The organism is Sphaerotilus microaerophilus (genome assembly GCF_023734135.1).
In the GTDB taxonomy this organism is placed as follows: domain Bacteria; phylum Pseudomonadota; class Gammaproteobacteria; order Burkholderiales; family Burkholderiaceae_C; genus Sphaerotilus; species Sphaerotilus microaerophilus.
Window position 1 is genome coordinate 1,315,823 of the sequence record NZ_AP025730.1, and the last position, 22,881, is coordinate 1,338,703.

A 22,881-nucleotide genomic window follows, 5' to 3' on the forward strand; every position below is an offset into this window, starting at 1 on the left:
GATGACGATCTCGCGGCGCTCCTGGCTGGTCGGCTCGGCCACCGTGGTGTCCCTGGCATTGGCCGGTTGCGGCTTCCAGCTGCGCCGCCCGCCCGAGCTGCAGCTCAAGCGCATCCACCTGGCCGGCTTCTCGCGCTACTCCGGCCAGGCCGACGAGCTGCGCCGCCAGCTGCGTGCCAGCCCGGGTGTCACGCTGGTGGAGGCGCCCGCCGAGGCCGACCTGGTGCTGGAGGCGCTGCTCGACAGCCAGAATCAGGTCGCCACCTCTACCACCGCCGCTGGCCAGGTGCGTGAACTCAGCCTGCGCACGCGGCTGCGCTACCGCGTGCGCACGCCCGGCGGGCGCGAATTGATCGAGCCCACCGAGCTGGCGCTGGCACGCGACATGACCTTCGAGGAGTCGATCTCGCTGGCCAAGGAGCAGGAGGCGCAGATCCTCTACCGCGCGATGCACGCCGACATCGCCACCCAGGTGCTGCGGCGGTTGGCCACGATCGGCCCGGCTGCCGTGGCCGAGGCTGCGTCCGCGGCTTCGGCCGCATCGGCTGCTGCGGCGGCGGCCTCGGCCCGCTGATCGCAGCGCACCGGTCCACGCCATGCAGCTGCGCGCCGAACAGCTCCCCCAGGCCCTGGCCCGCGGCCTGCGCCCGGTGTACGTTGTCTACGGCGACGAGGCCCTGCTGGCGCAGGAGGCCGCCGACACGGTGCGCGCCGCCGCCCGCCAGGCGGGCTACAGCGAGCGGGTGGTGCACACCGTGCAAGGCGCGCACTTCGACTGGTCCGGCCTGCTGGGCGAGACCAGCGCGCTCAGCCTCTTCTCCGACCGCCGCCTGATCGAGATCCGCATCCCCGGCGGCAAGCCTGGCAAGGAGGGCTCCGAGGCGCTGCAGCGGCTGGTTGAGACGCTGTCGGACGACAACCTCATCCTCGTGCTGCTGCCGCGGCTGGACCGCACCCAGCTCGCCAGCGCCTGGTTCACCGCGCTGGACGGTGCCGGCGCCAGCGTGCGCGTCGACCCCATCGAGCGCCCCGCGCTGCCGCAGTGGATCGCCCAGCGCCTGGCCGCGCAGGGCCTGCGTGTCGAGGACGGCGAGCCCGGCCAGCGCGCGCTGGCCTTCTTTGCCGACCGCATCGAAGGCAACCTGCTGGCCGCGCACCAGGAGATCAGCAAGCTGGCGCTGCTGCATCCCAGCGCGACGCTGGGCTTCGAGCAGATCGAATCGGCCGTGCTCAACGTGGCGCGCTACGACGTCTTCAAGCTCGGCGAGGCGGTGCTGGCCGGCAACGTGCCCCGCGCACTGCGCATGCTCGACGGCCTGTGCGCCGAGGGCGAGGCCGCCGTGCTGGTGCACTGGACCCTGTCGGAGGATCTGCGCGCGCTGCGCCGCGTGCAGATCGCGCTGCGCGAGGGCAAACCGCCCCCGCTGGCGCTGCGCGAGGCGCGTGTCTGGGGCCAGAAGGAGCGCCTGCTGGAGCGCGTGCTGCCGCAGCTGCCCGATGCCCCCCTCGACGCCCTGGTGGCCGACGCCCACACCGTGGACGGCATCGTCAAGGGTCTGCGCGATCCCGCCTGGCCGCTCGACCCCTGGGAGGCGCTCAGGCGGCTGATGCTGCAGACGGTGGAGGCGCTGCGCCCGCTGCCCAAGCGGGGCGCTGCGCCGCCGCCGCCGCTGGCGCTGCGGCCCTGAGGGCGGGAAAACCCGTAGAACAAGGGCAGATCCCTGGCCCCTTGAAAGCCCGCACATCGTTCCTATAATCTCGCTGTTAGCACTCGCAGGTGATGAGTGCTAGTGATCCCGGGTGGTGTTCTCTTTGGTGAACCTGCCGGGGGAGGTGGGCGGCGTTTGCGCCCTGCCGGCGACGGCCCCACCGATTCCCAAACAGTCCAGTCTTTCCTCCCTAGGAGATACGATGAAACTTCGTCCTCTGCACGATCGCGTGATCGTCAAGCGCCTCGAACAAGAAACCAAGACCGCTTCGGGCATCGTGATCCCCGACAACGCCGCAGAGAAGCCCGATCAGGGTGAAGTCCTGGCCGTGGGCCCGGGCAAGCGCAACGACAAGGGCGACTTCGTGGCCCTGAACGTCGCCGTGGGTGACCGCGTCCTGTTCGGCAAGTACAGCGGCCAGTCCGTCAAGGTCGACGGCGAAGAGCTGCTGGTCATGCGCGAAGAAGACCTGTTTGCCGTGGTGCAGAAGTAAGCCTCGGGCTGCTTCTTCCCCTCCACGCAAACCATCCCCTATTTGAAGAATTCGGAGTAAACACATGGCAGCTAAAGACGTCGTCTTCGGTTCCGACGCCCGTCATCGCATGGTCGAGGGCGTGAACGTCCTGGCCAACGCGGTCAAGGTCACCCTGGGCCCCAAGGGTCGCAACGTGGTCCTGGAGCGCTCCTTCGGCGCCCCCACCGTGACCAAGGACGGTGTGTCCGTGGCCAAGGAAATCGAGCTCAAGGACAAGCTCCAGAACATGGGCGCGCAGATGGTCAAGGAAGTCGCTTCCAAGACCAGCGACCTGGCCGGTGACGGCACCACCACCGCCACGGTGCTGGCCCAGTCGATCGTGCGCGAAGGCATGAAGTTCGTCGCCGCCGGCATGAATCCGATGGACCTGAAGCGCGGCATCGACAAGGCGGTCATCGCCCTGGTCGCCGAGCTGAAGAAGCAGTCCAAGGCCACCACGACCAGCAAGGAAATCGCGCAGGTCGGCACCATCTCCGCCAACAGCGATGAAGAAGTCGGCACCATCATCGCCCAGGCGATGGACAAGGTCGGCAAGGAAGGCGTCATCACCGTCGAAGACGGCAAGAGCCTGAACAGCGAGCTCGACGTCGTCGAAGGCATGCAGTTCGACCGCGGCTACCTGTCGCCCTACTTCATCAACAACCCGGAAAAGCAGGCTGCCCTGCTGGACAACCCGTTTGTCCTGCTGTTCGACAAGAAGATCAGCAACATCCGCGACCTGCTGCCCACGCTGGAGCAAGTGGCCAAGGCCGGCCGTCCGCTGCTGATCATCGCTGAAGAAGTCGAAGGCGAAGCGCTGGCGACCCTGGTGGTCAACACCATCCGCGGCATCCTGAAGGTCGTGGCCGTCAAGGCCCCGGGCTTCGGCGACCGCCGCAAGGCCATGCTCGAAGACATCGCCATCCTGACGGGCGGCAAGGTCATCGCCGAGGAAGTCGGCCTGACGCTCGAGAAGGTCACCCTGGCCGATCTGGGCCAGGCCAAGCGCGTCGAAGTGGGCAAGGAAAACACCACCATCATCGACGGCGCTGGCGCTGCTGGCGACATCGAAGCGCGCGTCAAGCAGATCCGCATCCAGATCGAGGAAGCCACCAGCGACTACGACCGTGAAAAGCTGCAAGAGCGCGTGGCCAAGCTGGCCGGCGGCGTGGCGGTGATCAAGGTTGGCGCGGCCACCGAAGTCGAGATGAAGGAGAAGAAGGCCCGTGTCGAAGACGCGCTGCACGCCACCCGTGCCGCCGTTGAAGAAGGCATCGTGGCCGGTGGTGGTGTGGCCCTGCTGCGTGCCCGTCAATCGGCTGGCAGCATCAAGGGTGACAACCACGACCAGGACGCCGGCATCAAGATCGTGCTGCGCGCGATCGAGCAGCCGCTGCGCGAGATCGTGGCCAACGCCGGTGGCGAGCCCAGCGTGGTGATCAACAAGGTCCTGGAAGGCGCGGGTACGTACGGCTTCAATGCCGCCAACGACACCTACGGCGACATGATCGAGATGGGCATCCTGGACCCGACCAAGGTGACCCGCACCGCGCTGCAGAACGCAGCCTCCGTGGCCGGCCTGATGCTGACCACCGAGTGCATGGTCGCCGAGTCCCCCAAGGACGACGCACCGGCCATGCCGGGCGGCGGCATGGGTGGCATGGGCGGCATGGACATGGGCATGTGAGTCCGGTTGCCTGAGCGCGGCTCGCCGCGTTCAAGCCAGCAAAAAGGCCGCAGCGATGCGGCCTTTTTGCATTTGAGCGACCAGACACGTCAAGCCCGGGCCGAGGCGACGGCTGGTGTTCGTGGGCACGACCGCGAAGTGACATTTTTGGTCGCCCCAGCGTCGTCAACCGGCTCTGATGGGTCTCCATGCGCGCAAAAGCTCCTCAAAAGTGCAGGTTCTCTGCGAGATCAGGCTGGCACGGGAACTGCATGATGAGTCCTTGTTCTTGTCCCAACTGGAGGTTACAGATGAAACGTGTTCAACAGGGCTTCACGCTGATCGAACTGATGATCGTCGTGGCGATCATCGGCATCTTGGCTGCCGTGGCGCTGCCGGCTTATCAGGATTACACCAAGCGCGCGAAGATGTCTGAAGTCATCCTGGCCGCGTCGCAGTGCCGCACGTCGATCAGCGAGGCTATCCAGTCGATGCCGACGACGTCGATCGGTACGGCGAATGGATGGGGCTGTGAATCCACTAGTCCCTCGAAGTACGTTGCGTCGGTGGCCACTGGTATCAACGGTGTTGTCACGGTGACCACCCAGGGTTTCAATGACGCAGCCATCGATGGTAAGACCATCACGCTGACGCCTTATTCGGACATTGCAATGGCTAATGCCATCGACGTGTCGGCCGCCGCCAAGGATCAGGGCAAGCAAGTCGCCGCGTGGAAGTGCGCGGCGGGCACGCTCACCCCCAAATATCTCCCGGGTTCCTGCAAGTAACGACACCTGCTTTAGGTTCGACTCAAAGAGGGGGCTTCGGCCCCCTCTTTCCGTTTTCGGGCCTCAGAGAATGCATCCGATGAATCGAGCACAATGCCGGCTCTGATGAGTCAAGCTATACCCCCATTCAGCGGCCGGACCGACGGCGGTGCGGTCACTTCGATCGGTTGGCTTGTTGTCGCTCTCCCCTTCCTGATCGCCTTCAGCGTCTCGCCCTCGTCCACCTACTTCAACCAGGCCTGGGCCGTGGCGGCTTCGGGGCTGTGGTTGCTGGCGTGGTTGGCACGGGCGCCGGTGCGGGCGGTGGGGGCCTTGCCGGCGGGGACTCGGGCGGTGCTGCTGGCGTTGGGGCTTCTGGCGGGGGCGATGCTCGTACCGGGGGCGCCCATCGGGCAGCGGTTGCTCCCCCTGGCCTGTGTGCTGCTGGCCGCGGCGATGGTGTACGCCGCGGCACGTGCGGCCCAGGCGGGTGATCTGGCGAGTTTTGCCCGGCCGCTGGCCTGGGGCCTGGTGATCGCAGGGCTGGCCAGTGTGGGGGTCGGGCTGGTGCAGGTGTTCGCGCCCGATTGGGCGGATGGCCGCCTGGTGTCCCTGCCGACGATTGCCGGGCGGGCGATTGGCAACATGCGCCAGCCCAACCAGCTGTCGACCCTGCTGATGTGGGCGATCGCCGCCGCGGTGTGGCTGGGCGTGTCGTCCGGCTGGCCGCGCCGGGTGCTGCTGGCGGTGGTGGCGCTGCTGGTGTTTGGCGTGGCGATGACGGCTTCGCGCACCGGCAGCGTGGGCATCGGCCTGCTGCTGATCTGGGGACTGCTGGACCGCCGCCTGCCGGGCTGGGTGCGCCTGTTGCTCATCGCCTGCCTGCCGCTGTATGTGCTGAGCTGGTGGGGGCTGGAGCAGTGGCTATCGGCCCACGGGGTGGCCTACTACGGCGAGGATCAGCTCAAGAAGACGTTGCACGGCGATGCGAGCAGCTCGCGCGGGCGGATCTGGTCCAACGCCTGGGCGATGATCCAGGCGCATCCCTGGTTCGGCACCGGCGTGGGGGCGTTCAATTTCGTCTGGTCGATGACGCCCTTCCCGGGCCGGCCGGTGGCCTTCTTCGACCACACCCACAACATCGCGCTGCAGTGGGCGGCGGAGTTCGGCCTGCCGATCGCCGTGGCGGTGTGTGCCGCGCTGCTGTGGGGGCTGTGGAGCGCGCGCGGGGCACTGCGCGCTGCGGATGACGAGGCGGCCATGGGCGCACGCACGGCGCTGTTCATGCTGGTGCTGGTGGGCGTGCACAGCCTGCTGGAGTATCCGCTCTGGTACACCTACTTCCTGCTGCCCACGGCGGTGATGGCCGGTTGGCTGACGGGCAGCGCTCCCACCGGCGGCGGGCTGGCGCCGGCGCAGTCCACCGGCCGGGTGGGCGTGGCTGCCGTGGCGCTGGCCGGGGCGCTGGCGGTGCTGGGCACGGTCTGGGCGACGCTGCAGTACTGGCAGGTGGCGGTGATCTTCGAGCCGGAGCTCTCCCTGGGCGAAGACCTGCCGCTGGAGGCGCGCATCGAGCGCGGCCAGCGCAGCCTGTTCTGGGGGCACCACGCCGACTACGCCAAGGTCACGATGGCCGAGCGGCCGGAGGCGGTGTTCGCGCAGTTCGAGCGCCCGCTCTATCACCTGATGGACACCCGGCTGATGACGGCCTACGCCCGGGCGCTGGCGGGGCGGGGCGAGCTGGAGCGTGCCCGCCATGTGGCGGCCCGGCTGCAGGAGTTCCACAACCCGGCCGCGGAGGCCTTCTTCGCGCCCTGCGATCCGGCCAGCGCAGCTGGCCTGGGGGCGGCATCGGCAGTCGCCTCCGCCGTGGCCAGACCGGTGCCAGCGGCCAGTGCGGCCAGTGCGGCCAGTGCAGCCAGTGCAGCCAGTGCAGCCAGCCGGCCGTTCCAGTGCGGGCCGGATCCCCGCCTGGATGCCGCCCAGCTGGTGCTGCCGCCCCGGCTCAGCCAGGGCGCTGGCAGCGTGCCGAGGTAGCGTCTTGGCGTCAGGGCGCCGCTGTGCGCCACTCCCCCGACTTGCCGCCGCGCTTTTCCAGCAGGCGCACGTCGGTGATGACCATGCCCTTCTCGGCGGCCTTGCACATGTCGTAGATCGTCAGCAGGCCGATCTGCACGGCGGTGAGCGCTTCCATCTCGACGCCGGTGCGCCCGGTGGTCTCGACGGTGGCGCGGCAGCGCACGGTGCTGGCTGCCGCGTCGATCTCGAACTCCACCGCCACGCGGGTGAGTGCGAGCGGGTGGCACAGCGGGATCAGGTCGGCGGTGCGCTTGGCGCCCTGGATGGCGGCGATGCGGGCGATGCCGATCACGTCGCCCTTCTTGGCGCTGCCCTGCGTGATCAGCGCCAGGGTGGCGGGCTGCATGCAGATGCGGCCCTCGGCGGTGGCGACCCGGTGCGTGACGGCCTTGTCGCCCACATCGACCATGTGTGCCTGGCCGTGGGCGTCGAAATGCGTCAGGGGTGAGGCGATCTCGCCCGGGTGGGTCGTGTCGGCGGGCAGGGTCGGCTGGCTCATGAGGGGGACTGGCTGGGTTTACACGGGTGTGACATTGTGGCGGCATGATAGGCGGCATGTCGTCCCCAGCCTCTTGCCGTGGCGCCGCGCACCGGCTCCTGTCTTCCTGTGCCGGAGCCCCCGTGCGCCCCGCGTGCCCCGCGTGCCCCGCGTGCCCCGCAGTGGGCCGTGGGCGGCGGGTGGTGGCACAGCGATCGGCGGCGCAGCGCGGCCTGGCCGGTCTGCTGGCCGCCGCGCTGCTGCTGCCGGTGCCTGCCGGTGTGCTCGCACAGGGCGGTCCAGGTCGCTCGGCGCTGCCGGCGCTGGGCGATGCGGCGGGTGAGGACCTGGGCATCGGGGCCGAGCGCCGCATCGGTGACCGCATCATGCAGGAGGCCCGGCGCGACCCGGACCTGCTCGACGATGCGCTGCTGGTCGACTACGTGCGGTCGGTCTTCACGCCGCTGCTGCAGGCGGCCAAGGCCCGTGGCGATCTGCCGGAGGAGCTGGCCCAGCACTTCGCGTGGGAAACCTTCATCGTGCGCGACCGCAGCGTCAACGCCTTTGCGCTGCCGGGCGGCTACATCGGCGTGCACCTGGGGCTGCTGTCGATGACGGCCACGCGCGACGAACTGGCGTCGGTGCTGGCGCACGAGCTGTCGCACGTCACCCAGCGGCACATCGCGCGCATGCTCGCGTCGAACCGGCGCCAGTCGCTGCTCGGCGTGGTGGCGATGATCCTGGGGGTGATGGCGGCGGCACGCAGCAACGTCGATGCGGCCAACGCGATGATCGTCGGCGGGCAGGCGGCCGTGGCGCAGGGGCAGCTGAACTTTTCGCGCGACATGGAGCGGGAGGCGGACCGCGTGGGCTTTGGCGTGCTGGAGCAGGCCGGATTTGCCGGCAGCGGCATGGCGGGCATGTTCGAGCGCATGCAGCAGGCGCAGCGGCTGACCGACTACAACCAGTTCCCCTACCTGCGCTCCCACCCGCTGACCACCGAGCGGGTGGCCGAGGCGCGCTCCCGCTTGGGCGTGGAGGGCGCATCGACCCTGCTGGACCTCATGGGGTCGGGCGGTGCCCAGGCGCTGTGGTGGCACGCCGCGATGCAGGGGCGTGCCCGCGGCCTGATGGAAAACCGCAGCGAGGCGCTGCAGCGCCTGGCCGGCAGCGTGACGGCGGCAGGACATGGCACAGGCAGCGCGCCAACGACTGCGGGGAGCGATCCGCAGGCCCTGACCGCGGCGTATGCAGCGGCGGTGGCCGCGACCCGGCTGAAGAACTGGCCGCAGGCGGACGCCGCCCTGGCGCGTGCCCGTGCGCTGGCCACCCCGTCGGTCGCGGCGCAGCGTGCCGTGCTGCAGGCGCAGGTGGAGTCCCTGCTGGAGCGCGACCGCCCGCGCGAGGCCGCGGCGCTGCTGGCCCAGGCGCCGCTGGATGGCTCGCGCGCGGCGATGCTGCTGGGTGCCAGGGTGGTGGTGGCGCAGCCGGGTCCGGCGCAGTCGCTCACCCGCACGGCCGAGGAGCTGCGCACCTGGGTGGCGCTGCACCCGCAGGACGGCTCGGCCTGGATGGCGCTGGCGCAGGTCGAGGAGCGGCTCGGCGCACGCCTGGCCTCCCTGCGTGCCCAGGGCGAGGCGCACCTGGCCTGGGGCGACCTGAGCGGGGCGGCCGACCGCCTGCGCGCGGGCCAGCGCCTGGCGCGCAGCACGGGTGGGGCCGACTCGGTGGAGGCTGCCGTGATCGACGCGCGACTGAAGGCGATCGAAGAGCGCCGTCGGCGTGACCAAGCTGATCAGCGTGAAGAAGGCGGCAACGGCCCGCGCTGAGCCGGGCCGCTGCCGCGATGCCGGGCCGCGTCAGCGGTCCCGGAACAGATGCTGCAAGGCCGCGTCGATGACCATGCCGCAGGCGCTGTAGAGCAGCGAGGCCAGCAGCGCGGCGCCAAAGCCGGTGACCTGGAACCCGTCCAGCATCCAGGCGGCGGTGTAGAGCATCGCGGCGTTGATGACGAACAGGAAGAGCCCGAGGGTGACGATGGTGGCCGGCAGCGTCAGCAGGATCAGCACCGGCCGGACGATGGCATTGAGCAAGCCCAGCACCAGGGCGACGATCAGCGCCGCGGTGAAGCTCTGCACCACCATGCCGCTGTAGAGATGGCTGATCAACAGCAGGGCGGCAGCCAGCAGGGACCAGCGAATGAGCAGTTTGACCATGCTCCGCAGCATACACAGCCGCGTGGTCGATGGCGCAGGGGCGCAAAAAAGCCGCCCGCAGGCGGCTCCGTGGCGATGTCGGGCGGCGGGCCGGCGGCATGTGCCGGCCGGTGCTGCCCGGACTCGCTCAACTCAGATCAGCCCCTTGAGCAGGCGCGCCATTTCGGAAGGGTTGCGCGTGATCGTGAAGCCGCACTCCTCCATGATCGCCAGCTTGGCGTCGGCCGTGTCCGCACCGCCGCTGATCAGCGCACCGGCGTGACCCATGCGCTTGCCCGCCGGAGCGGTCACACCGGCGATGAAGCCCACCACCGGCTTCTTCATGTTCGCCTTGCACCACATCGCGGCTTCCGCCTCGTCCGGGCCGCCGATCTCGCCGATCATGATCACCGCATCGGTGTCCGGATCGTCATTGAAGGCGCGCATCACGTCGATGTGCTTCAGCCCGTTGATCGGGTCGCCACCGATGCCGACGGCCGAGCTCTGGCCCAGGCCGATCTCGGTCAGCTGCGCCACCGCTTCATAGGTCAGCGTGCCCGAGCGCGAGACCACGCCGATGCGGCCCTTGCGGTGGATGTGCCCCGGCATGATGCCGATCTTGATTTCCTCGGGCGTGATCAGACCCGGGCAGTTCGGGCCCAGCAGCAGCGTCTTCTTGCCGCCAGCCGCTTCCTTGGCCTTCATCTTGTTGCGCACTTCCAGCATGTCCCGCACCGGGATGCCTTCGGTGATGCAGATCGCCAGGTCCAGGTCCGCCTCGACGGCTTCCCAGATCGCCGCGGCCGCGCCCGCGGGCGGCACGTAGATCACGCTCACGTTGGCGCCCTGCTGCTGCGCGGCTTCCTTGACGCTGGCGTAGATGGGGATGTCGCTGAACTTCTCGCCCGCCTTCTTCGGGTTCACGCCCGCGACGAAGCAGTTCTTCCCGTTCGCATAGGCCTGGCAGCCCAGCGTGTGGAACTGGCCCGTCTTGCCCGTGATGCCCTGGGTGATGACCCGGCTGTCCTTGTTGATGAAAATCGACATGTTCGTGTTCCTTGGCTGGGCGCTTACTTGACCGCTTCGACGATCTTCGTCGCGGCTTCGGCCATGGTGTTGGCCGCGATGATCGGCAGACCGCTCTCGGCCAGCATCTTCTTGCCCAGGTCCTCGTTGGTGCCCTTCATGCGCACCACCAGCGGCACGCTCAGGTTCACCGCGCGCGAGGCGGCGATCACGCCCTCGGCGATGGTGTCGCACTTCATGATGCCGCCGAAGATGTTGACCAGGATGCCCTTGACGTCCGGGTTCTTCAGCATGAGCTTGAAGGCCTCGGTGACCTTCTCGGTGGTGGCACCGCCGCCCACGTCCAGGAAGTTGGCCGGCTCGCCGCCGAACAGCTTGATGGTGTCCATCGTGGCCATGGCCAGACCGGCGCCGTTGACCAGGCAGCCGATGTTGCCGTCCAGGCTGATGTAGGCCAGGTCGAACTTGCTGGCTTCGACTTCGGCCGGATCTTCTTCGTCCAGGTCACGGTAGGCCACGATTTCGGGGTGACGGTACAGGGCGTTGGCGTCGAAGTTGAACTTGGCGTCCAGCGCGATCAGGTTGCCCTTGGAGTCGCGGTTGAGCGGGTTGATCTCGACCAGCGAGGCATCCGTCTCCATGTAGCAGCGGTACAGGTTCTTGAACAGCGTGACCGCCTGGTCGACCGTATGGCCTTCCATGCCGATGGCACGCGCGATCTTGGCGGCCTGCTCGTCGCCCAGGCCGGTCAGCGGGTCGATCAGTTCGGTGACGATCTTCTCGGGGGTCGAGTGGGCGACCTCTTCGATGTCCATGCCGCCTTCGCTGGAGGCGATGAAGGCGACCTTCTGCGAGGCGCGGTCGGTGACCAGGGAGACGTAGAACTCGCGGCCGATGTCGGCGCCGTCTTCGATGTACAGGCGGCGCACCTTCTGGCCTTCGGGGCCGGTCTGGTGGGTCTTGAGCTGCATGCCCAGGATCTGGCCGGCCAGTTCGCGCACGCCCTCGAGCGTCTTGGTGACCTTGACGCCGCCGCCCTTGCCGCGCCCACCGGCGTGGATCTGGGCCTTGACCACCCACACCGGGCCGCCCAGCTTCTGGGCCGCTTCCACCGCCTCGTCAACGGTGAATGCCGCATGGCCCCGGGGCACCGGGACGTCGAACTGGCGCAGGATTTCCTTGCCTTGGTACTCGTGGATCTTCATGGGTCGTGCTTGGCTGGTGTGAGGGCGGAAGGGCCGGCGCCCGGCGGGTCCTTTTTGGGGTGGTACACGCTGAAATGGCGTTGCGCCATGTGGTGTGTCCCGAAATTGCGCGCGAACTGTAGCATGCTGCAGTGCGGCAAAAGTGCGGGCTTTCCGCAGGTCAGGGGTGGTGGCGGCGGGTGCCAGCGCGCGGGACCAAAGGCCCGTGCGGAGGAGTGGCCCCGCTGGGGGCGGGACCGCCTCAGCGGCCTCAGTCGTCGCGCGCAGGGTCGCCGATGCCGCGGACGATGCGGGCCACGATGCCGGCCGGGAAGCCCCGCGCCAGCAGGAAGCGGGCTTGCCGGGCGCGCTCCTGCGCATCCGTGGCGGGGGCCTCGCCGAAGCGGCGCTGCCAGGCCTCGTGAGCGCGCTGGTACTCGGTGTCGCGCAACGCGACCAGGGCGTCGCCGTGCTCGGCGATGTCCAGCCCCTTGGCCACCAGCTCCTGGCGGATGCGGGCACTGCCGAATCGAGCCGCCTTGCGATGGATGACGCTGGCCACCACCCGCTCGGCACTCAGGTAGCCTAGCCGCTCCAGTTCGTCGAGCAAGGTGTCGATCTGCTCGGGCGACTCGGCGTGGGCGGCGAGCTTGCGGGTCAGTTCGACGCGGGAGTGCTCCCGCGCAGCCAGGTACTTCAGCGCCCGGCCCTTCAGGCTCAACCCTGCCAGCCCAGGCTGGTCCAGGGTGCGCCGAGGTGCTTCGCCCTCCGTGCGCCGCGGCCTGCTCCAGGTCATTTCAGCACCTTACGCATTCACCTGGCCTGACTCGACCCCGTCATCCGCCCTGGCCCGCCGCAGCGGCGGGGGGCGGCAGCAGGGCGATGTTCATCGACTCGCGGATCTTGTTCTCGATCTCACGGGCCAGCTGTGGGTTCTCGCGGAGGAACTCGCGGCAGTTGTCCTTGCCCTGGCCGATCTTCTCGCCCTGGTAGGCGTACCAGGCACCGGCCTTGTCGAGCACCTTGGCGGTCACGCCCAGGTCGATGATCTCGCCTTCGCGGCTGATGCCCTCGCCGTAGAGGATGTCGAACTCGGCCGTCTTGAAGGGGGGGGCGACCTTGTTCTTGACCACCTTGACCCGGGTTTCGCTGCCGATGACCTCTTCGCCCTTCTTGATGCTGCCGATGCGGCGGATGTCCAGGCGCACCGAGGCGTAGAACTTCAGCGCATTGCCGCCGGTGGTGGTCTCGGGGCTGCCGAACATCACGCCGATCTTCATGCGGATCTGGTTGATGAAGAAGACGGTGCAGTTGGTCTTCTTGATGGTCGCGGTCAGCTTGCGCAGCGCCTGGCTCATCAGCCGGGCCTGCAGGCCGGGCAGGGCGTCGCCCATCTCGCCTTCGAGTTCGGCCTTGGGGGTGAGCGCTGCCACCGAGTCGATCACGATCAGGTCCACCGAGCCGGAGCGCACCAGCGCGTCGACGATCTCGAGAGCCTGTTCGCCGGTGTCGGGCTGGGAGATCAGCAGGTCCTGCAGGTTGACGCCCAGCTTCTGCGCGTACTGGGCGTCCAGGGCATGCTCGGCGTCGATGAAGGCGCACACGCCACCCAGCTTCTGCATCTCGGCGATGACCTGCAGGGTCAGGGTGGTCTTGCCGGAGGATTCCGGGCCATAGATCTCGACGACGCGCCCGCGCGGCAGGCCGCCCACGCCCAGGGCGATGTCCAGGCCCAGCGAGCCGGTGGAGACGACCTGGATGTCCTCGATCACCTCGCCTTCGCCCAGGCGCATGATGGAGCCCTTGCCGAACTGCTTCTCGATCTGGGCCAGCGCGACCTGCAAGGCCTTGGCTTTTTCGCTGCTGAGGGCGGACTTGGAACTGGCGTTGGCTTCCATCGGGGTGCTCCTGGGTTTGCGTGTCATTATCTCAAAAACTGGATGTTTGTACAGTATTTCTGGGGCGCATGCGCGTGGGCATGCCGCCGGCAGGTGCAGGTCATGCCGTATGGCAACAGTCCCGATATCCGGCGCCGGGTCGGGTTCCTAGAATAGGTGACATGAACGGCCGCGCCTGCGAGTGTCGCAGTGACGGGGCCGTCGAGGAGACCTGAGCCATGCGAATTCTGATCGCGGAAGATGACCAAGTGCTGGCCAATGGCCTGTTGCGCAGCCTGCGTGCGGCCGGTTACGCCGTGGACCATGTCGCCAGCGGCTCCGAGGCGGATGCTGCACTGGCCGCGCACGAGTTCGACCTGCTCATCCTGGACCTGGGGCTGCCCAAGCTACATGGGCTGGAGGTACTGAAGAAGCTGCGCTCGCGCGGTTCGTCGGTGCCGGTGCTGATCCTGACCGCGGCCGACAGTGTCGAGCAGCGTGTCAAGGGGCTGGACCTGGGGGCCGACGACTACATGGCCAAGCCCTTCTCGCTGCAGGAACTGGAGGCGCGGGTGCGGGCGCTGACGCGGCGTGGCCTGGGTTCGGCCTCGGCGCTGATCAAGCACGGCCCACTGACCTTCGACGCCACCGGGCGCGTGGCCTACATCAACGAGCAGATGCTCGACCTGTCGGCGCGCGAGCTGAGCCTGCTGGAGGTGCTGCTGCAGCGCGCCGGCCGGCTGGTGAGCAAGGACCAGCTCGTCGAGCGCCTGTGCGAGTGGGGCGAGGAGGTCAGCAACAACGCCATCGAGGTCTACATCCACCGCCTGCGCAAGAAGATCGAGCAGGGGCCGATCCGCATCGCCACGGTGCGCGGGCTGGGCTACTGCCTGGAACGCATCGCGGCCTGAGCCGGTGAACTGAGCCCGTGAAAACGACGGCGGCGGCGCAGCCGGCCAAGGGCGCTCGGCGCAGCATGCGGCCCAGCGTGCTCGCGCGGCGGCGCGAGCAGCGCTCGCTGTTTGGCGAGATCCTCGACTGGATGCTGGCCCCGCTGCTGCTGATGTGGCCGATGAGCCTGGCGCTGACCTGGCTGGCGGCGCAGGGCATCGCCAGCCGGCCCTACGACCGGGCGCTGGTCGAGTCGGTGCGCTCGCTGGCGCAGCGCATCGAGCTGCGCGGGGAGGCGATCAAGCTCGACCTGCCGCCCGAGATGGTGCGCATGCTGCGTGCCGACGAGGCCGACAGCGTCTACTACCAGGTGCTCGACACGCGGGGCCTCTTCCTCGGCGGGGATCGGGAGCTGCCGGTGCCGCCCGAAGGCGACGCGGTGACACCCGGCGAGTTGCGCCTGCGTGACGACGAGATCGGCAGCGAGAGCGTGCGCGTGGCCTACCAGTGGGTGCAGGTGGGCTTCGAGGAGCGGCCGGCGCTGGTGCAGGTGGCCGAGACGCTGACCAAGCGCTCGCGCCTGGCCACCGAGATCATCAAGGGCGTGATCCTGCCGCAGTTCGTGATCCTGCCGATCGCGGTGCTGCTGGTGTGGCTGGCGCTGGTGCGTGGCCTCGCCCCCTTGAACGCCCTGCAGCAGCGCATCCGCAAGCGCCAGAGCGACGACCTGTCGCCGATCGATGAGCGCGAGGTGCCCGAGGAGGTGTCGCCGCTGGTGCGGGCGATCAACGAGCTGCTGGAGCGCCAGCGCAGCACGATGACGACACAGAAGCGCTTCCTGGCCGATGCGGCGCACCAGCTGAAGACGCCGCTGGCGGGGCTGCGCATGCAGGCCGAGCTGGCGGCGCGCGAGCTGGAGTCGGGGCAGAGCGACCCGCGCTCGCTGCGCGCCTCGCTGGACCAGATGGCCAATGCCTCGCAGCGCGCGGCGCACATGGTCAACCAGCTGCTGTCGATGGCGCGCACCGAGGCCCGTTCAGGCACGGCGCTGCGCGACGTGGTCGACCTGCACCGGCTCGCCACCGACGTGGTGCGCGACTTCGTGCCCCGTGCGCTCGACGACGGCATCGACCTGGGCTACGAGGGGCCGGATTTCGAGGCCCCCGCCGAGCGGGCAGGGAGCGTCGATGCCCGTGTGCTGGGACACGAGGTGATGCTGCGCGAGTTGCTGGTGAACCTGGTCGACAACGCGCTGCACTACACGCCCCCACGCGGTACGGTGACGGTGCGGGTGGTGCCCGATCCCTTCGGGCAGGTGGTGGTGCTGCAGGTCGAGGACTCCGGCCCGGGCATCCCTGCCGCGGAGCGCGACCTGGTGTTCCAGCCCTTCTACCGGGCGCTGGGCACCAAGGTGGATGGCTCCGGCCTGGGGCTGGCCATCGTGGCCGAGGTGGCCCAGCAGCACGGCGCTGCGGTGCTGCTGGAGGATGCCCGCGTGCCTGGCTCGATCCCGCCCGGGGAGGGGCCCGGGGCGCGCTTCACGCTGCGGCTGCCGCATGCGCCGGCCGAGGGGCCGCCGTCGGCTCCCCCTGCTCCCCCGGTACCGCCGGAGCCGCTGGAGCCGCTGGAGCCGACCGGGCCGATGTCGTTGGCCTGACAAGTCAGGCGCGGCGCCGAGGCGTGGGCGGTAGCGCGGATCAGATCGGCATCAGCTTGGCATCAGCTTGGCATCAGCTTGGCATCAGCTTGGCATCAGCCGGCGTGAGCGGGCGATCGACATCAGCATGCCCAGCGACAGGCCGAGCATCACCATCGCGGTGCCGCCGTAGCTGACGAAGGGCAGCGGCACGCCCACCACCGGCAGGATGCCGCTGACCATGCCCATGTTGACCATCGCGTAGGTGAAGAAGCTCAGCGTGATCGCGCCGGCCAGCAGGCGGGCGAACACGGTGGGCGCCTCGAAGGAGATCGCCAGCCCGCGCAGGATCAGGAAGGTGAAGCCGAACAGCAGCACCAGGAAGCCGGCCAGGCCGAACTCCTCGGAGTAGGCCGCGAAGATGAAGTCGGTGGTGCGCTCGGGGATGAACTCCAGGTGGGTCTGGGTGCCCTTCATGAAGCCCTTGCCCCAGAGGCCGCCCGAGCCGATCGCGATCATGCCCTGGATGATGTGGAAGCCCTTGCCCAGCGGGTCCTTGCTGGGGTCGAGCAGGGTGCACACGCGGTTCTTCTGGTACTCGTGCAGGACCTTCCAGTCCACACCGGGCTGGCAGATGCTGTCCTCGCTGAGCACCAGGGCGATCAGCCCGGTGGCGCCAATGGCCACCACCGGCAGGATCAGGCGCCAGGACAGCCCGGCAAAGAAGATCACGTAGAAGCCCGCCGAGAACACCAGGATCGCGGTGCCCAGGTCGGGCTGCTTGGCGATCAGGGCCGCCGGGGCGAGCAGCAGCAGGGCGGCGCCGACGAAGTCGCGCACGCGCCGGGCCCCCTCGCGGCGCTGGAACCACCAGGCCAGCATCAGCGGCGTGGCGATCTTGAGGATCTCGCTGGGCTGGATCACCACGCCGATGTTGAGCCAGCGGGTGGCGCCCTTGCGGGTCACGCCGAACAGCGCGGTGGCCACCAGCAGCACCATGCCGATGGTGTAGAGCGGCACGGCGAAGGCCATCAGCCGCTGTGGGGGCACCTGGGCGACGCCGAAGAGGATCAGCGCGGCCAGGATCATGTTGCGGGTGTGGTCGACGAAGCGCGTGCCGTGGTCGAAACCGGCGGAGTACATCGCCGTCAGTCCGCAGGCCGCCAGGACCAGCACCGCCAGCATCAGCGGCAGGTCGAAGCCGGAGAACAGCGGCTGCAGGCGCTGGCGCCAGGTGCGCTCGTCCAGGGCGGAAGTCATGGGCGGGCCTCCTCGCGGCGTTCGGTCGGGGTGGGGGGCGGCGTCGGTGTCGATGGCGGCACTGACGGTGACACCGACGGCGTTGCCGCGGCCCGGCGAGGGAGGGGCGCTGCCGACGCAGGGCGGGCAGCGGTGGGCCGCGAAGCCGCAGCGCTGGCCGACGGGGGCGGTGCAGACGCCGCACGGGGCACGCCCGATCGGGCGGCGGTTGCGGGGCTGGAGGTCATGGCCGCGGTGGACGCTGCAGAAGCCGGGGGGGCTCCCACGCCCGAGGCCGTTGCCGTTGCCGGTGCGGTTGCCGAGGCCGCGTTCGCCGTGGCCGCAACCGCTTGCGAGATCGCCTGTGAAGCTGCCTGCGAAGCCGCCTGGGCGGTGGGGACCGCCGACACCGCACCACCCTGCGTCTCGCCGGCCACCGCGCGCGACGGCGGCAGCGGCACCGAGGCCACCGGGCGACCTGCGCCCACCGGGGCGCTGGCCAGGCCCTTGCGCACCAGGGCGATGTCCTCTTCGCCGGGGTAGATGCCGGCAATCAGGTAGTCGAGCACACGGCGCGCGATCGGCGCGGCGGCCTCGGCGCCGAAGCCGGCGTTCTCGACGATCACCGCCAGCGCCACACGGGGCTCGTCCAGCGGCGCGAAGGCGGTGTACAGCGAGTGGTCGCGCAGGTACTCGTTGAGCTTGGAGGCGTTGTACTTCTCGTTCTGACCGATGCTCTTGGCCTGGGCGGTGCCGGTCTTGCCGCCGCTGAGGTAGGGCGCACCGACGAACACCCGCGTGGAGGTGCCCTCCTGCGTCACGCCATGCATGGCGCGGCGGATCACGGCGACGTGCTCGGGCTTGAGCGCCAGCGGCGGCAGGGCCTGGGCCGAGATGCTGCGCTGCTCGCGGGTGACGACGTTCTCGATGCGGCTGACCAGGCGGGGCTCGAAGCGCTGCCCGCCCGAGACGAGGGTGGCCATCGCGCTGGCGAGCTGGGTCATCGTGAAGTTGTTGTAGCCCTGGCCGATGCCCAGCGAGATGGTTTCGCCCGAGTACCAGCGCTGCAGGTCGGCGCGCTTGTACTTGCGCTTCTTCCAGGCGGTGGAGGGCAGGTCGCCGGTGACTTCGCCATCCAGGTCGATGCCGGTGCGGCGGCCGAAGCCGAAGGGATCGAGCTGGTCATGGATCAGGTCCACGCCCAAGTCGGCGGCCAGCGCGTAGTAGTAGACGTTGGAGGACTTGATGATCGAGCGGGCCATGTCCACCGCACCCAGGCCTTCGTCGCCGTGGCTGCGGAAGCGGTGGTTGCCGAACATGAAGTAGCCGTAGTCCATCGTGACCGAGCCGGCCGTGCGCTTGCCGGTGTTGAGCGCGGCCATGGCCATGAAGGGCTTGTAGGTGGAGCCCGGCGGGTAGGTCCCGCGCAGCGCCCGGTTCAGCAGCGGCTTGTCGATGGACTCGTTGAGTTCCTTCCAGCTGTCGTTGTCGATGCCGCCGATGAAGAGATTGGGGTCGAAGGTGGGTTTGCTGACGAAGGCCAGTACCTCGCCGTTGCGCGGGTCGATGGCCACCAGCGCACCGCGGCGATCGCCGAACAGCTCCTCCACCAGCGCCTGCAGCTTGATGTCGATCGACAGCCGCACGGTGTTGCCGGGCGTGGCCGGCTCCGAGCTGAGGCGGCGCACCGGGTGACCTCCGGCGCTGGTCTCGACCTCCTCCACCCCGGTGGTGCCATGCAGCTCGCGCTCGTAGCGCTGCTCGATGCCGAGCTTGCCGATCACGTCGGTGCCGCGGTAGTTGGCCCAGTCCTCCTCGGGCCAGTCCTCCATCGCGTCCTTCTCGGCCTGGTTGATGCGGCCGATGTAGCCCAGCACATGGCTGGCCAGTTCGCCGTAGGGGTAGTTGCGGAAGAGCCGGGCCTTGATCTCCACGCCCGGAAAGCGGTAGCGCTGCGCGGTGAAGCGCGCCACCTCGGCGTCGCTGAGCTTGGTGCGCAGGGGGATGGATTCGAAGGTCTTGGAGTCTTCCATCAACCGCCTGAAGCGGCGCCGGTCGCGTGGCTCGACCCCGATCACCTCGCCGAGCTGGTCGATCACCTCATCCAGCGGCGCCTGCAGCTGCGAGCGGGTGATCTCCAGCGTGTAGGCCGAGTAGTTGTCGGCCAGCACGACGCCGTTGCGGTCCACGATCAGGCCGCGGTTGGGCACCACGGGCACCACCGCGATGCGGTTGTTCTCGGCCTGGGTGGCGAGGTCCTCGTGCACGACCACCTGCAGGTAGATCAGCCGCGCCATCAGCAGGCCGAAGCAGAACAGCACGAAGGCGCCCGCGACGATCAGCCGCACGCGAAAGCGCTCCAGCTCCTGCTCGACGTTGCGCAGCTCGGTCATGCCCATGCCCAAGGCCTGTGGTCGGGGCGGCTCATCGCGGTCTGGCGGTTGCGCGCGGCGGCCTCACAGCGGCCGGTTCGCGTCCCGGTCCGGGGCGCGCCGTTGTGGTGCCAGCAGCAGCACGCTGACCAGCGGCCACAGCAGCGCCTCGCCCAGCGGGGCGGCCAGCAGCAGCCAACCGGGGAAGCCGTCTCCCGTGGCCAGGCGCACCAGCATCGCGACGAGGTGCATGGCCACGAAGATCGGCAGCACGTGCAGCGCCTGCGCCGGCGCCGTGAACCAGGTCAGGCGCCGGTGCACGGTGATGGCGAAGAAGCTCAGCAGCGTGTAGGCCAGGGCATGCTGGCCCAGCAGCGCGCCCTGGTGCACGTCCATCGCCAGGCCGAAGCAGAAGGCGATGCCCACACCGATGCGGCGCGGCTGGTGCACGGTCCAGAACGCCAGCACCACGGCCAGCAGGTCGGGCCGCCAAGCCAGGCGCCCCAGTGGAAGCAGGTTCACCGCCAGGGCGACGAAGAGGCTGCCCCACATGAACCAGCGGTTCACCGGCAGCAGCAGCTGGTCATTGGCGCGCGGCATCATGGCGTCTTGCCCCTGGGGACCGGGCGCCGTGCGCCGCCGGAGGCACCAGAGGCCGGTGCACTGGCGGCGGGTGCGGCCGGCAGCAACGGGGCGAGTGGATCGAGCACCAGCACATGGCGCACGCCGTCGGGCGGGGCTGCGGGAGTGAGCTCGATCTGCGCGAAGTCGGACTGGGTGCGCCGGTCCACCTGGCGCACCGTGCCCACCGGGTAGCCGCCGGGGTAGACGCCGTCCAGCCCCGAGGTCTCCACCACGTCGCCGACCTGCACGTCGGCATTGGCAGCGACGAAGCGCAGCTCCAGCGCACCACGGCGCGGCTCGCCCATCGCGATGCTGCGGATCGCCTTGCGCGGCAGCAGCACCGGCAGGGCGGAATCGCGGTCGGTCAGCAGCGTGACCTCCGCGGTCAAGGGGTACAGGCGCGTCACCTGGCCCAGCACGCCGACCTCGTTGATCACCGGCGCACCCTGGCGCAGGCCATGGCTGCTGCCGCGGTCGATCACGATCTTGCGGGTGTAGGGGTCGGCGGCGTCGTAGATCACCTGGGCGGCGTGCGAGACCACGTTGACGCGGCTGCGCAGCTCCAGCAGACCGCGCAGGCGCTCGTTCTCGCGCAACAGCTGCTCGACCTGCAGGGCGCGCTCGCCCTGGCGGGCCAGTTGGGCGCGGGCCGACTCGGCGCTCTCGCGGGCCTGAGTGATGCCGCCCAGGTAGTCGCGACCGCCGGCCATGGCCAACACCGGCGCCAGCATCAACTGCTGAACCGGGTGCAGGGCCGCAGCCAGCGCCGTGCGCAGCGGTGCGGTCAGCCCGGCGCGTGTGTCCAGCGCCATCAGGCAGATGGCCAGCGAGGCGAAGAACACCACCCGCGTCAGGGCCGAGGGGCCCTGGCGGAAGAAGGGGGGCGGGGAGCGGTCCAGGGTGCCTAAGGGCATGCTGCACTCATGCTGGACGGCGCAACGGCCCAGGCGCGCCGGGCGCCGCGGCCGTCAGGCCGGATCACTCCGATGTGAAGATCGAGCCCAGGCGCTCCATGCGCTCCAGGGCCATGCCGCAGCCGCGCACCACGCAGCTCAACGGGTCTTCGGCCACCAGCACCGGCAGGCCGGTTTCCTCGGCCAGCAGACGGTCCAGATCGCGCAGCAGCGCGCCACCACCGGTGAGCATCATGCCGCGCTCGGCGATGTCCGCACCCAGCTCGGGCGGGGTCTGCTCCAGGGCCTTCTTGACGCTGGACACGATCTGGTTGAGCGGATCGGTCAGCGACTCCAGGATCTCGTTGGACGAAACGGTGAAGCTGCGCGGCACGCCCTCGGAGAGGTTGCGGCCCTTGGCCTCCATCTCCTTGACCTCGGAGCCCGGGAAGGCCGAGCCGATTTCCTTCTTGATGGCCTCGGCCGTGGGTTCGCCGATCAGCATGCCGTAGTTGCGGCGGATGTAGTTGATGATGGCTTCGTCGAACTTGTCGCCGCCCACGCGCACGCTGCCCTTGTAGACCATGCCGCCCAGCGAGATCACGCCGACCTCGGTGGTGCCCCCGCCGATGTCGACCACCATCGAGCCCGACGCCTCGCTCACCGGCAGGCCTGCACCGATGGCCGCGGCCATGGGTTCCTCGATCAGGTAGACCTCGCTGGCGCCCGCGCCAAGTGCCGATTCGCGGATCGCGCGGCGTTCGACCTGGGTGGAGCCGCAGGGCACGCAGATGATGATGCGCGGGCTCGGCCGCAGCAGCGAGCGCGGATGCACCATCTTGATGAACTGCTTGAGCATCTGCTCGGTGACGGTGAAGTCGGCGATCACGCCGTCCTTCATCGGGCGGATGGCCTCGATGTTGCCGGGCACCTTGCCCAGCATGGCCTTGGCTTCGGCACCGACGGCCTGGATGGTCTTCTTGCCGTTGGGGCCGCCCTCGTGGCGGATGGAGACGACGGAAGGTTCGTTCAGCACGATGCCCGTGCCGCGCACGTAAATCAGCGTGTTGGCGGTCCCGAGGTCGATCGCGAGATCGGTGGAGAAGTAGCGGCGCAGCGATCCGAACAACATGGTCAACTCTTCAGCGGTCGAGGCGCGCCCAGACGGCAGGGCCGCGCCTCGACGGGAATCCGGGGCCCTGCCGACAACGGTGCAGGCGCTGGGCAGCGCTCGCACCGCAGTCCAAACGCAGGGCGCAACGACAAAACGGCCCGACCCGTCAGCGCTTGAGGCCACCACCTGCCGGAAGTAGGACAGCAGGGCAGAGGCGCAGGCGGCATGGCCGGGCGGACCATCCTGATAGACGGGTGATAATAACCGAAGGCCCCGAGACCCCTCGCGGGCCGGCTCTCACCCCATCGAACATGGCACTGACTCCCGAGGACGTCAGCCGCATCGCCAGCCTGGCGCGGCTCGATCTCTGCGACGCCGAGCAGCACGACCTGCTGGCGCAACTCAACGACTTCTTCGGCATCGTCGAGCGCATGCGCGCGGTCGACACCAGCGGCGTGGAGCCGCTGTACACGCCGCTGTCGGCGGTGCAGGACGTGCACCTGCGCCTGCGCGAGGACTCGGTGAGCGAGCCAGACAACCGCGAAGCCAACCAGAAGAGCGCCCCGGCCGTCGAGGGCGGGCTGTTCCTGGTGCCGCGTGTGATCGAGTAAAGGGGG

Annotated in this window: 21 protein-coding genes; 10 read left to right on the plus strand and 11 right to left on the minus strand. The window is 69.2% G+C overall.

Annotated features, from left to right (window positions below):
• The first annotated feature begins 1 nt into the window (after nucleotide 1).
• From NGK70_RS05805 to NGK70_RS05830, 6 genes are all read left to right on the plus strand, one after another.
• Nucleotides 2-574, plus strand: a complete 573-nt coding sequence (locus tag NGK70_RS05805) for an LPS-assembly lipoprotein LptE (protein ID WP_251973691.1) — start codon at nucleotides 2-4, stop codon at nucleotides 572-574.
• Nucleotides 575-596: 22 nt separating this feature from the next.
• Entirely contained in the window at nucleotides 597-1,688 is a 1,092-nt protein-coding gene (holA, locus tag NGK70_RS05810) for a DNA polymerase III subunit delta (RefSeq protein ID WP_251972331.1), read from the plus strand.
• Nucleotides 1,689-1,911: 223 nt separating this feature from the next.
• Complete coding sequence (groES, locus tag NGK70_RS05815; RefSeq protein WP_251972332.1) at nucleotides 1,912-2,202, plus strand: co-chaperone GroES; 291 nt, start codon at nucleotides 1,912-1,914, stop codon at nucleotides 2,200-2,202.
• A 64-nt stretch (nucleotides 2,203-2,266) separates the two neighbouring features.
• Complete coding sequence (gene groL / locus NGK70_RS05820) at nucleotides 2,267-3,910, plus strand: chaperonin GroEL (protein ID WP_251972333.1); 1,644 nt, start codon at nucleotides 2,267-2,269, stop codon at nucleotides 3,908-3,910.
• Nucleotides 3,911-4,200: 290 nt separating this feature from the next.
• Nucleotides 4,201-4,677 (plus strand): pilin, encoded by a 477-nt coding sequence (locus NGK70_RS05825; RefSeq protein ID WP_251972334.1) that lies wholly within the window; start codon nucleotides 4,201-4,203, stop codon nucleotides 4,675-4,677.
• A gap of 105 nt (nucleotides 4,678-4,782) precedes the next feature.
• Entirely contained in the window at nucleotides 4,783-6,693 is a 1,911-nt protein-coding gene (locus tag NGK70_RS05830) for a PglL family O-oligosaccharyltransferase (protein ID WP_251972335.1), read from the plus strand.
• Between the two features lie 10 nt (nucleotides 6,694-6,703).
• On the opposite strand, the gene moaC is transcribed toward NGK70_RS05830, so the two are convergent.
• Nucleotides 6,704-7,234, minus strand: a complete 531-nt coding sequence (gene moaC, locus NGK70_RS05835) for a cyclic pyranopterin monophosphate synthase MoaC (protein ID WP_251972336.1) — start codon at nucleotides 7,232-7,234, stop codon at nucleotides 6,704-6,706.
• 182 nt (nucleotides 7,235-7,416) lie between these two features.
• Here moaC and NGK70_RS05840 point away from each other — a divergent pair, with 182 nt between their 5' ends.
• Nucleotides 7,417-9,042, plus strand: a complete 1,626-nt coding sequence (locus NGK70_RS05840) for a M48 family metallopeptidase (RefSeq protein ID WP_251972337.1) — start codon at nucleotides 7,417-7,419, stop codon at nucleotides 9,040-9,042.
• Between the two features lie 30 nt (nucleotides 9,043-9,072).
• Here NGK70_RS05840 and NGK70_RS05845 read toward each other — a convergent pair whose 3' ends face one another.
• The 5 genes from NGK70_RS05845 to recA form a co-directional block, all read right to left on the minus strand.
• Nucleotides 9,073-9,429, minus strand: coding sequence for a phage holin family protein (locus NGK70_RS05845; RefSeq protein WP_251972338.1), 357 nt, complete (start codon nucleotides 9,427-9,429; stop codon nucleotides 9,073-9,075).
• Nucleotides 9,430-9,561: 132 nt separating this feature from the next.
• The gene (gene sucD / locus NGK70_RS05850; protein WP_251972339.1) at nucleotides 9,562-10,455 is read right to left on the minus strand and encodes a succinate--CoA ligase subunit alpha; all 894 of its coding nucleotides are present in this window, start codon (nucleotides 10,453-10,455) and stop codon (nucleotides 9,562-9,564) included.
• A gap of 23 nt (nucleotides 10,456-10,478) precedes the next feature.
• Complete coding sequence (sucC, locus tag NGK70_RS05855) at nucleotides 10,479-11,639, minus strand: ADP-forming succinate--CoA ligase subunit beta (RefSeq protein ID WP_251972340.1); 1,161 nt, start codon at nucleotides 11,637-11,639, stop codon at nucleotides 10,479-10,481.
• Nucleotides 11,640-11,889: 250 nt separating this feature from the next.
• Nucleotides 11,890-12,414, minus strand: coding sequence for a recombination regulator RecX (gene recX, locus NGK70_RS05860; RefSeq protein WP_251972341.1), 525 nt, complete (start codon nucleotides 12,412-12,414; stop codon nucleotides 11,890-11,892).
• A gap of 40 nt (nucleotides 12,415-12,454) precedes the next feature.
• Nucleotides 12,455-13,516 (minus strand): recombinase RecA, encoded by a 1,062-nt coding sequence (recA, locus tag NGK70_RS05865; RefSeq protein WP_251972342.1) that lies wholly within the window; start codon nucleotides 13,514-13,516, stop codon nucleotides 12,455-12,457.
• Nucleotides 13,517-13,734: 218 nt separating this feature from the next.
• Between recA and NGK70_RS05870 the strand changes: the two genes are divergently transcribed.
• A complete protein-coding gene (locus NGK70_RS05870) occupies nucleotides 13,735-14,406 on the plus strand; it encodes a response regulator (protein WP_251972343.1) in 672 nt (223 codons plus the stop codon).
• 65 nt (nucleotides 14,407-14,471) lie between these two features.
• Complete coding sequence (locus NGK70_RS05875; RefSeq protein ID WP_251973692.1) at nucleotides 14,472-16,043, plus strand: sensor histidine kinase; 1,572 nt, start codon at nucleotides 14,472-14,474, stop codon at nucleotides 16,041-16,043.
• Between the two features lie 84 nt (nucleotides 16,044-16,127).
• Here the strand turns inward: NGK70_RS05875 and rodA are convergent, their stop codons facing one another.
• From rodA to NGK70_RS05900, 5 genes are all read right to left on the minus strand, one after another.
• The gene (rodA, locus tag NGK70_RS05880; RefSeq protein ID WP_251972344.1) at nucleotides 16,128-17,282 is read right to left on the minus strand and encodes a rod shape-determining protein RodA; all 1,155 of its coding nucleotides are present in this window, start codon (nucleotides 17,280-17,282) and stop codon (nucleotides 16,128-16,130) included.
• Nucleotides 17,279-19,654 (minus strand): penicillin-binding protein 2, encoded by a 2,376-nt coding sequence (gene mrdA / locus NGK70_RS05885; protein WP_251973693.1) that lies wholly within the window; start codon nucleotides 19,652-19,654, stop codon nucleotides 17,279-17,281. The genes rodA and mrdA overlap by 4 nt, the downstream gene beginning before the upstream one ends.
• Before the next feature lie 63 nt (nucleotides 19,655-19,717).
• Complete coding sequence (gene mreD, locus NGK70_RS05890; RefSeq protein WP_251972345.1) at nucleotides 19,718-20,236, minus strand: rod shape-determining protein MreD; 519 nt, start codon at nucleotides 20,234-20,236, stop codon at nucleotides 19,718-19,720.
• Entirely contained in the window at nucleotides 20,233-21,171 is a 939-nt protein-coding gene (gene mreC, locus NGK70_RS05895; protein ID WP_251972346.1) for a rod shape-determining protein MreC, read from the minus strand. The genes mreD and mreC overlap by 4 nt, the downstream gene beginning before the upstream one ends.
• Before the next feature lie 64 nt (nucleotides 21,172-21,235).
• Nucleotides 21,236-22,279: a rod shape-determining protein gene (locus NGK70_RS05900; protein WP_310742605.1), complete on the minus strand. Its 1,044-nt coding sequence runs from the start codon at nucleotides 22,277-22,279 to the stop codon at nucleotides 21,236-21,238.
• A gap of 296 nt (nucleotides 22,280-22,575) precedes the next feature.
• Here NGK70_RS05900 and gatC point away from each other — a divergent pair, with 296 nt between their 5' ends.
• Nucleotides 22,576-22,875, plus strand: coding sequence for an Asp-tRNA(Asn)/Glu-tRNA(Gln) amidotransferase subunit GatC (gatC, locus tag NGK70_RS05905; protein ID WP_251972348.1), 300 nt, complete (start codon nucleotides 22,576-22,578; stop codon nucleotides 22,873-22,875).
• Nucleotides 22,876-22,881: the final 6 nt, after the last annotated feature.

Bases quoted from the DNA above. Each gene is read 5' to 3' on its own strand.
- gatC (WP_251972348.1), top strand. From the start codon at position 22,576: ATGGCACTGACTCCCGAGGACGTCAGCCGCATCGCCAGCCTGGCGCGG.
- mreD (WP_251972345.1), bottom strand. From the start codon at position 20,236: ATGATGCCGCGCGCCAATGACCAGCTGCTGCTGCCGGTGAACCGCTGG.
- sucD (WP_251972339.1), bottom strand. From the start codon at position 10,455: ATGTCGATTTTCATCAACAAGGACAGCCGGGTCATCACCCAGGGCATC.
- NGK70_RS05845 (WP_251972338.1), bottom strand. From the start codon at position 9,429: ATGGTCAAACTGCTCATTCGCTGGTCCCTGCTGGCTGCCGCCCTGCTG.
- mrdA (WP_251973693.1), bottom strand. From the start codon at position 19,654: ATGACCGAGCTGCGCAACGTCGAGCAGGAGCTGGAGCGCTTTCGCGTG.
- NGK70_RS05825 (WP_251972334.1), top strand. From the start codon at position 4,201: ATGAAACGTGTTCAACAGGGCTTCACGCTGATCGAACTGATGATCGTC.
- groL (WP_251972333.1), top strand. From the start codon at position 2,267: ATGGCAGCTAAAGACGTCGTCTTCGGTTCCGACGCCCGTCATCGCATG.
- holA (WP_251972331.1), top strand. From the start codon at position 597: ATGCAGCTGCGCGCCGAACAGCTCCCCCAGGCCCTGGCCCGCGGCCTG.
- mreC (WP_251972346.1), bottom strand. From the start codon at position 21,171: ATGCCCTTAGGCACCCTGGACCGCTCCCCGCCCCCCTTCTTCCGCCAG.
- NGK70_RS05870 (WP_251972343.1), top strand. From the start codon at position 13,735: ATGCGAATTCTGATCGCGGAAGATGACCAAGTGCTGGCCAATGGCCTG.
- recA (WP_251972342.1), bottom strand. From the start codon at position 13,516: ATGGAAGCCAACGCCAGTTCCAAGTCCGCCCTCAGCAGCGAAAAAGCC.
- moaC (WP_251972336.1), bottom strand. From the start codon at position 7,234: ATGAGCCAGCCGACCCTGCCCGCCGACACGACCCACCCGGGCGAGATC.
- sucC (WP_251972340.1), bottom strand. From the start codon at position 11,639: ATGAAGATCCACGAGTACCAAGGCAAGGAAATCCTGCGCCAGTTCGAC.
- NGK70_RS05830 (WP_251972335.1), top strand. From the start codon at position 4,783: ATGAGTCAAGCTATACCCCCATTCAGCGGCCGGACCGACGGCGGTGCG.
- NGK70_RS05805 (WP_251973691.1), top strand. From the start codon at position 2: ATGACGATCTCGCGGCGCTCCTGGCTGGTCGGCTCGGCCACCGTGGTG.
- rodA (WP_251972344.1), bottom strand. From the start codon at position 17,282: ATGACTTCCGCCCTGGACGAGCGCACCTGGCGCCAGCGCCTGCAGCCG.
- groES (WP_251972332.1), top strand. From the start codon at position 1,912: ATGAAACTTCGTCCTCTGCACGATCGCGTGATCGTCAAGCGCCTCGAA.
- NGK70_RS05875 (WP_251973692.1), top strand. From the start codon at position 14,472: ATGCGGCCCAGCGTGCTCGCGCGGCGGCGCGAGCAGCGCTCGCTGTTT.
- recX (WP_251972341.1), bottom strand. From the start codon at position 12,414: ATGACCTGGAGCAGGCCGCGGCGCACGGAGGGCGAAGCACCTCGGCGC.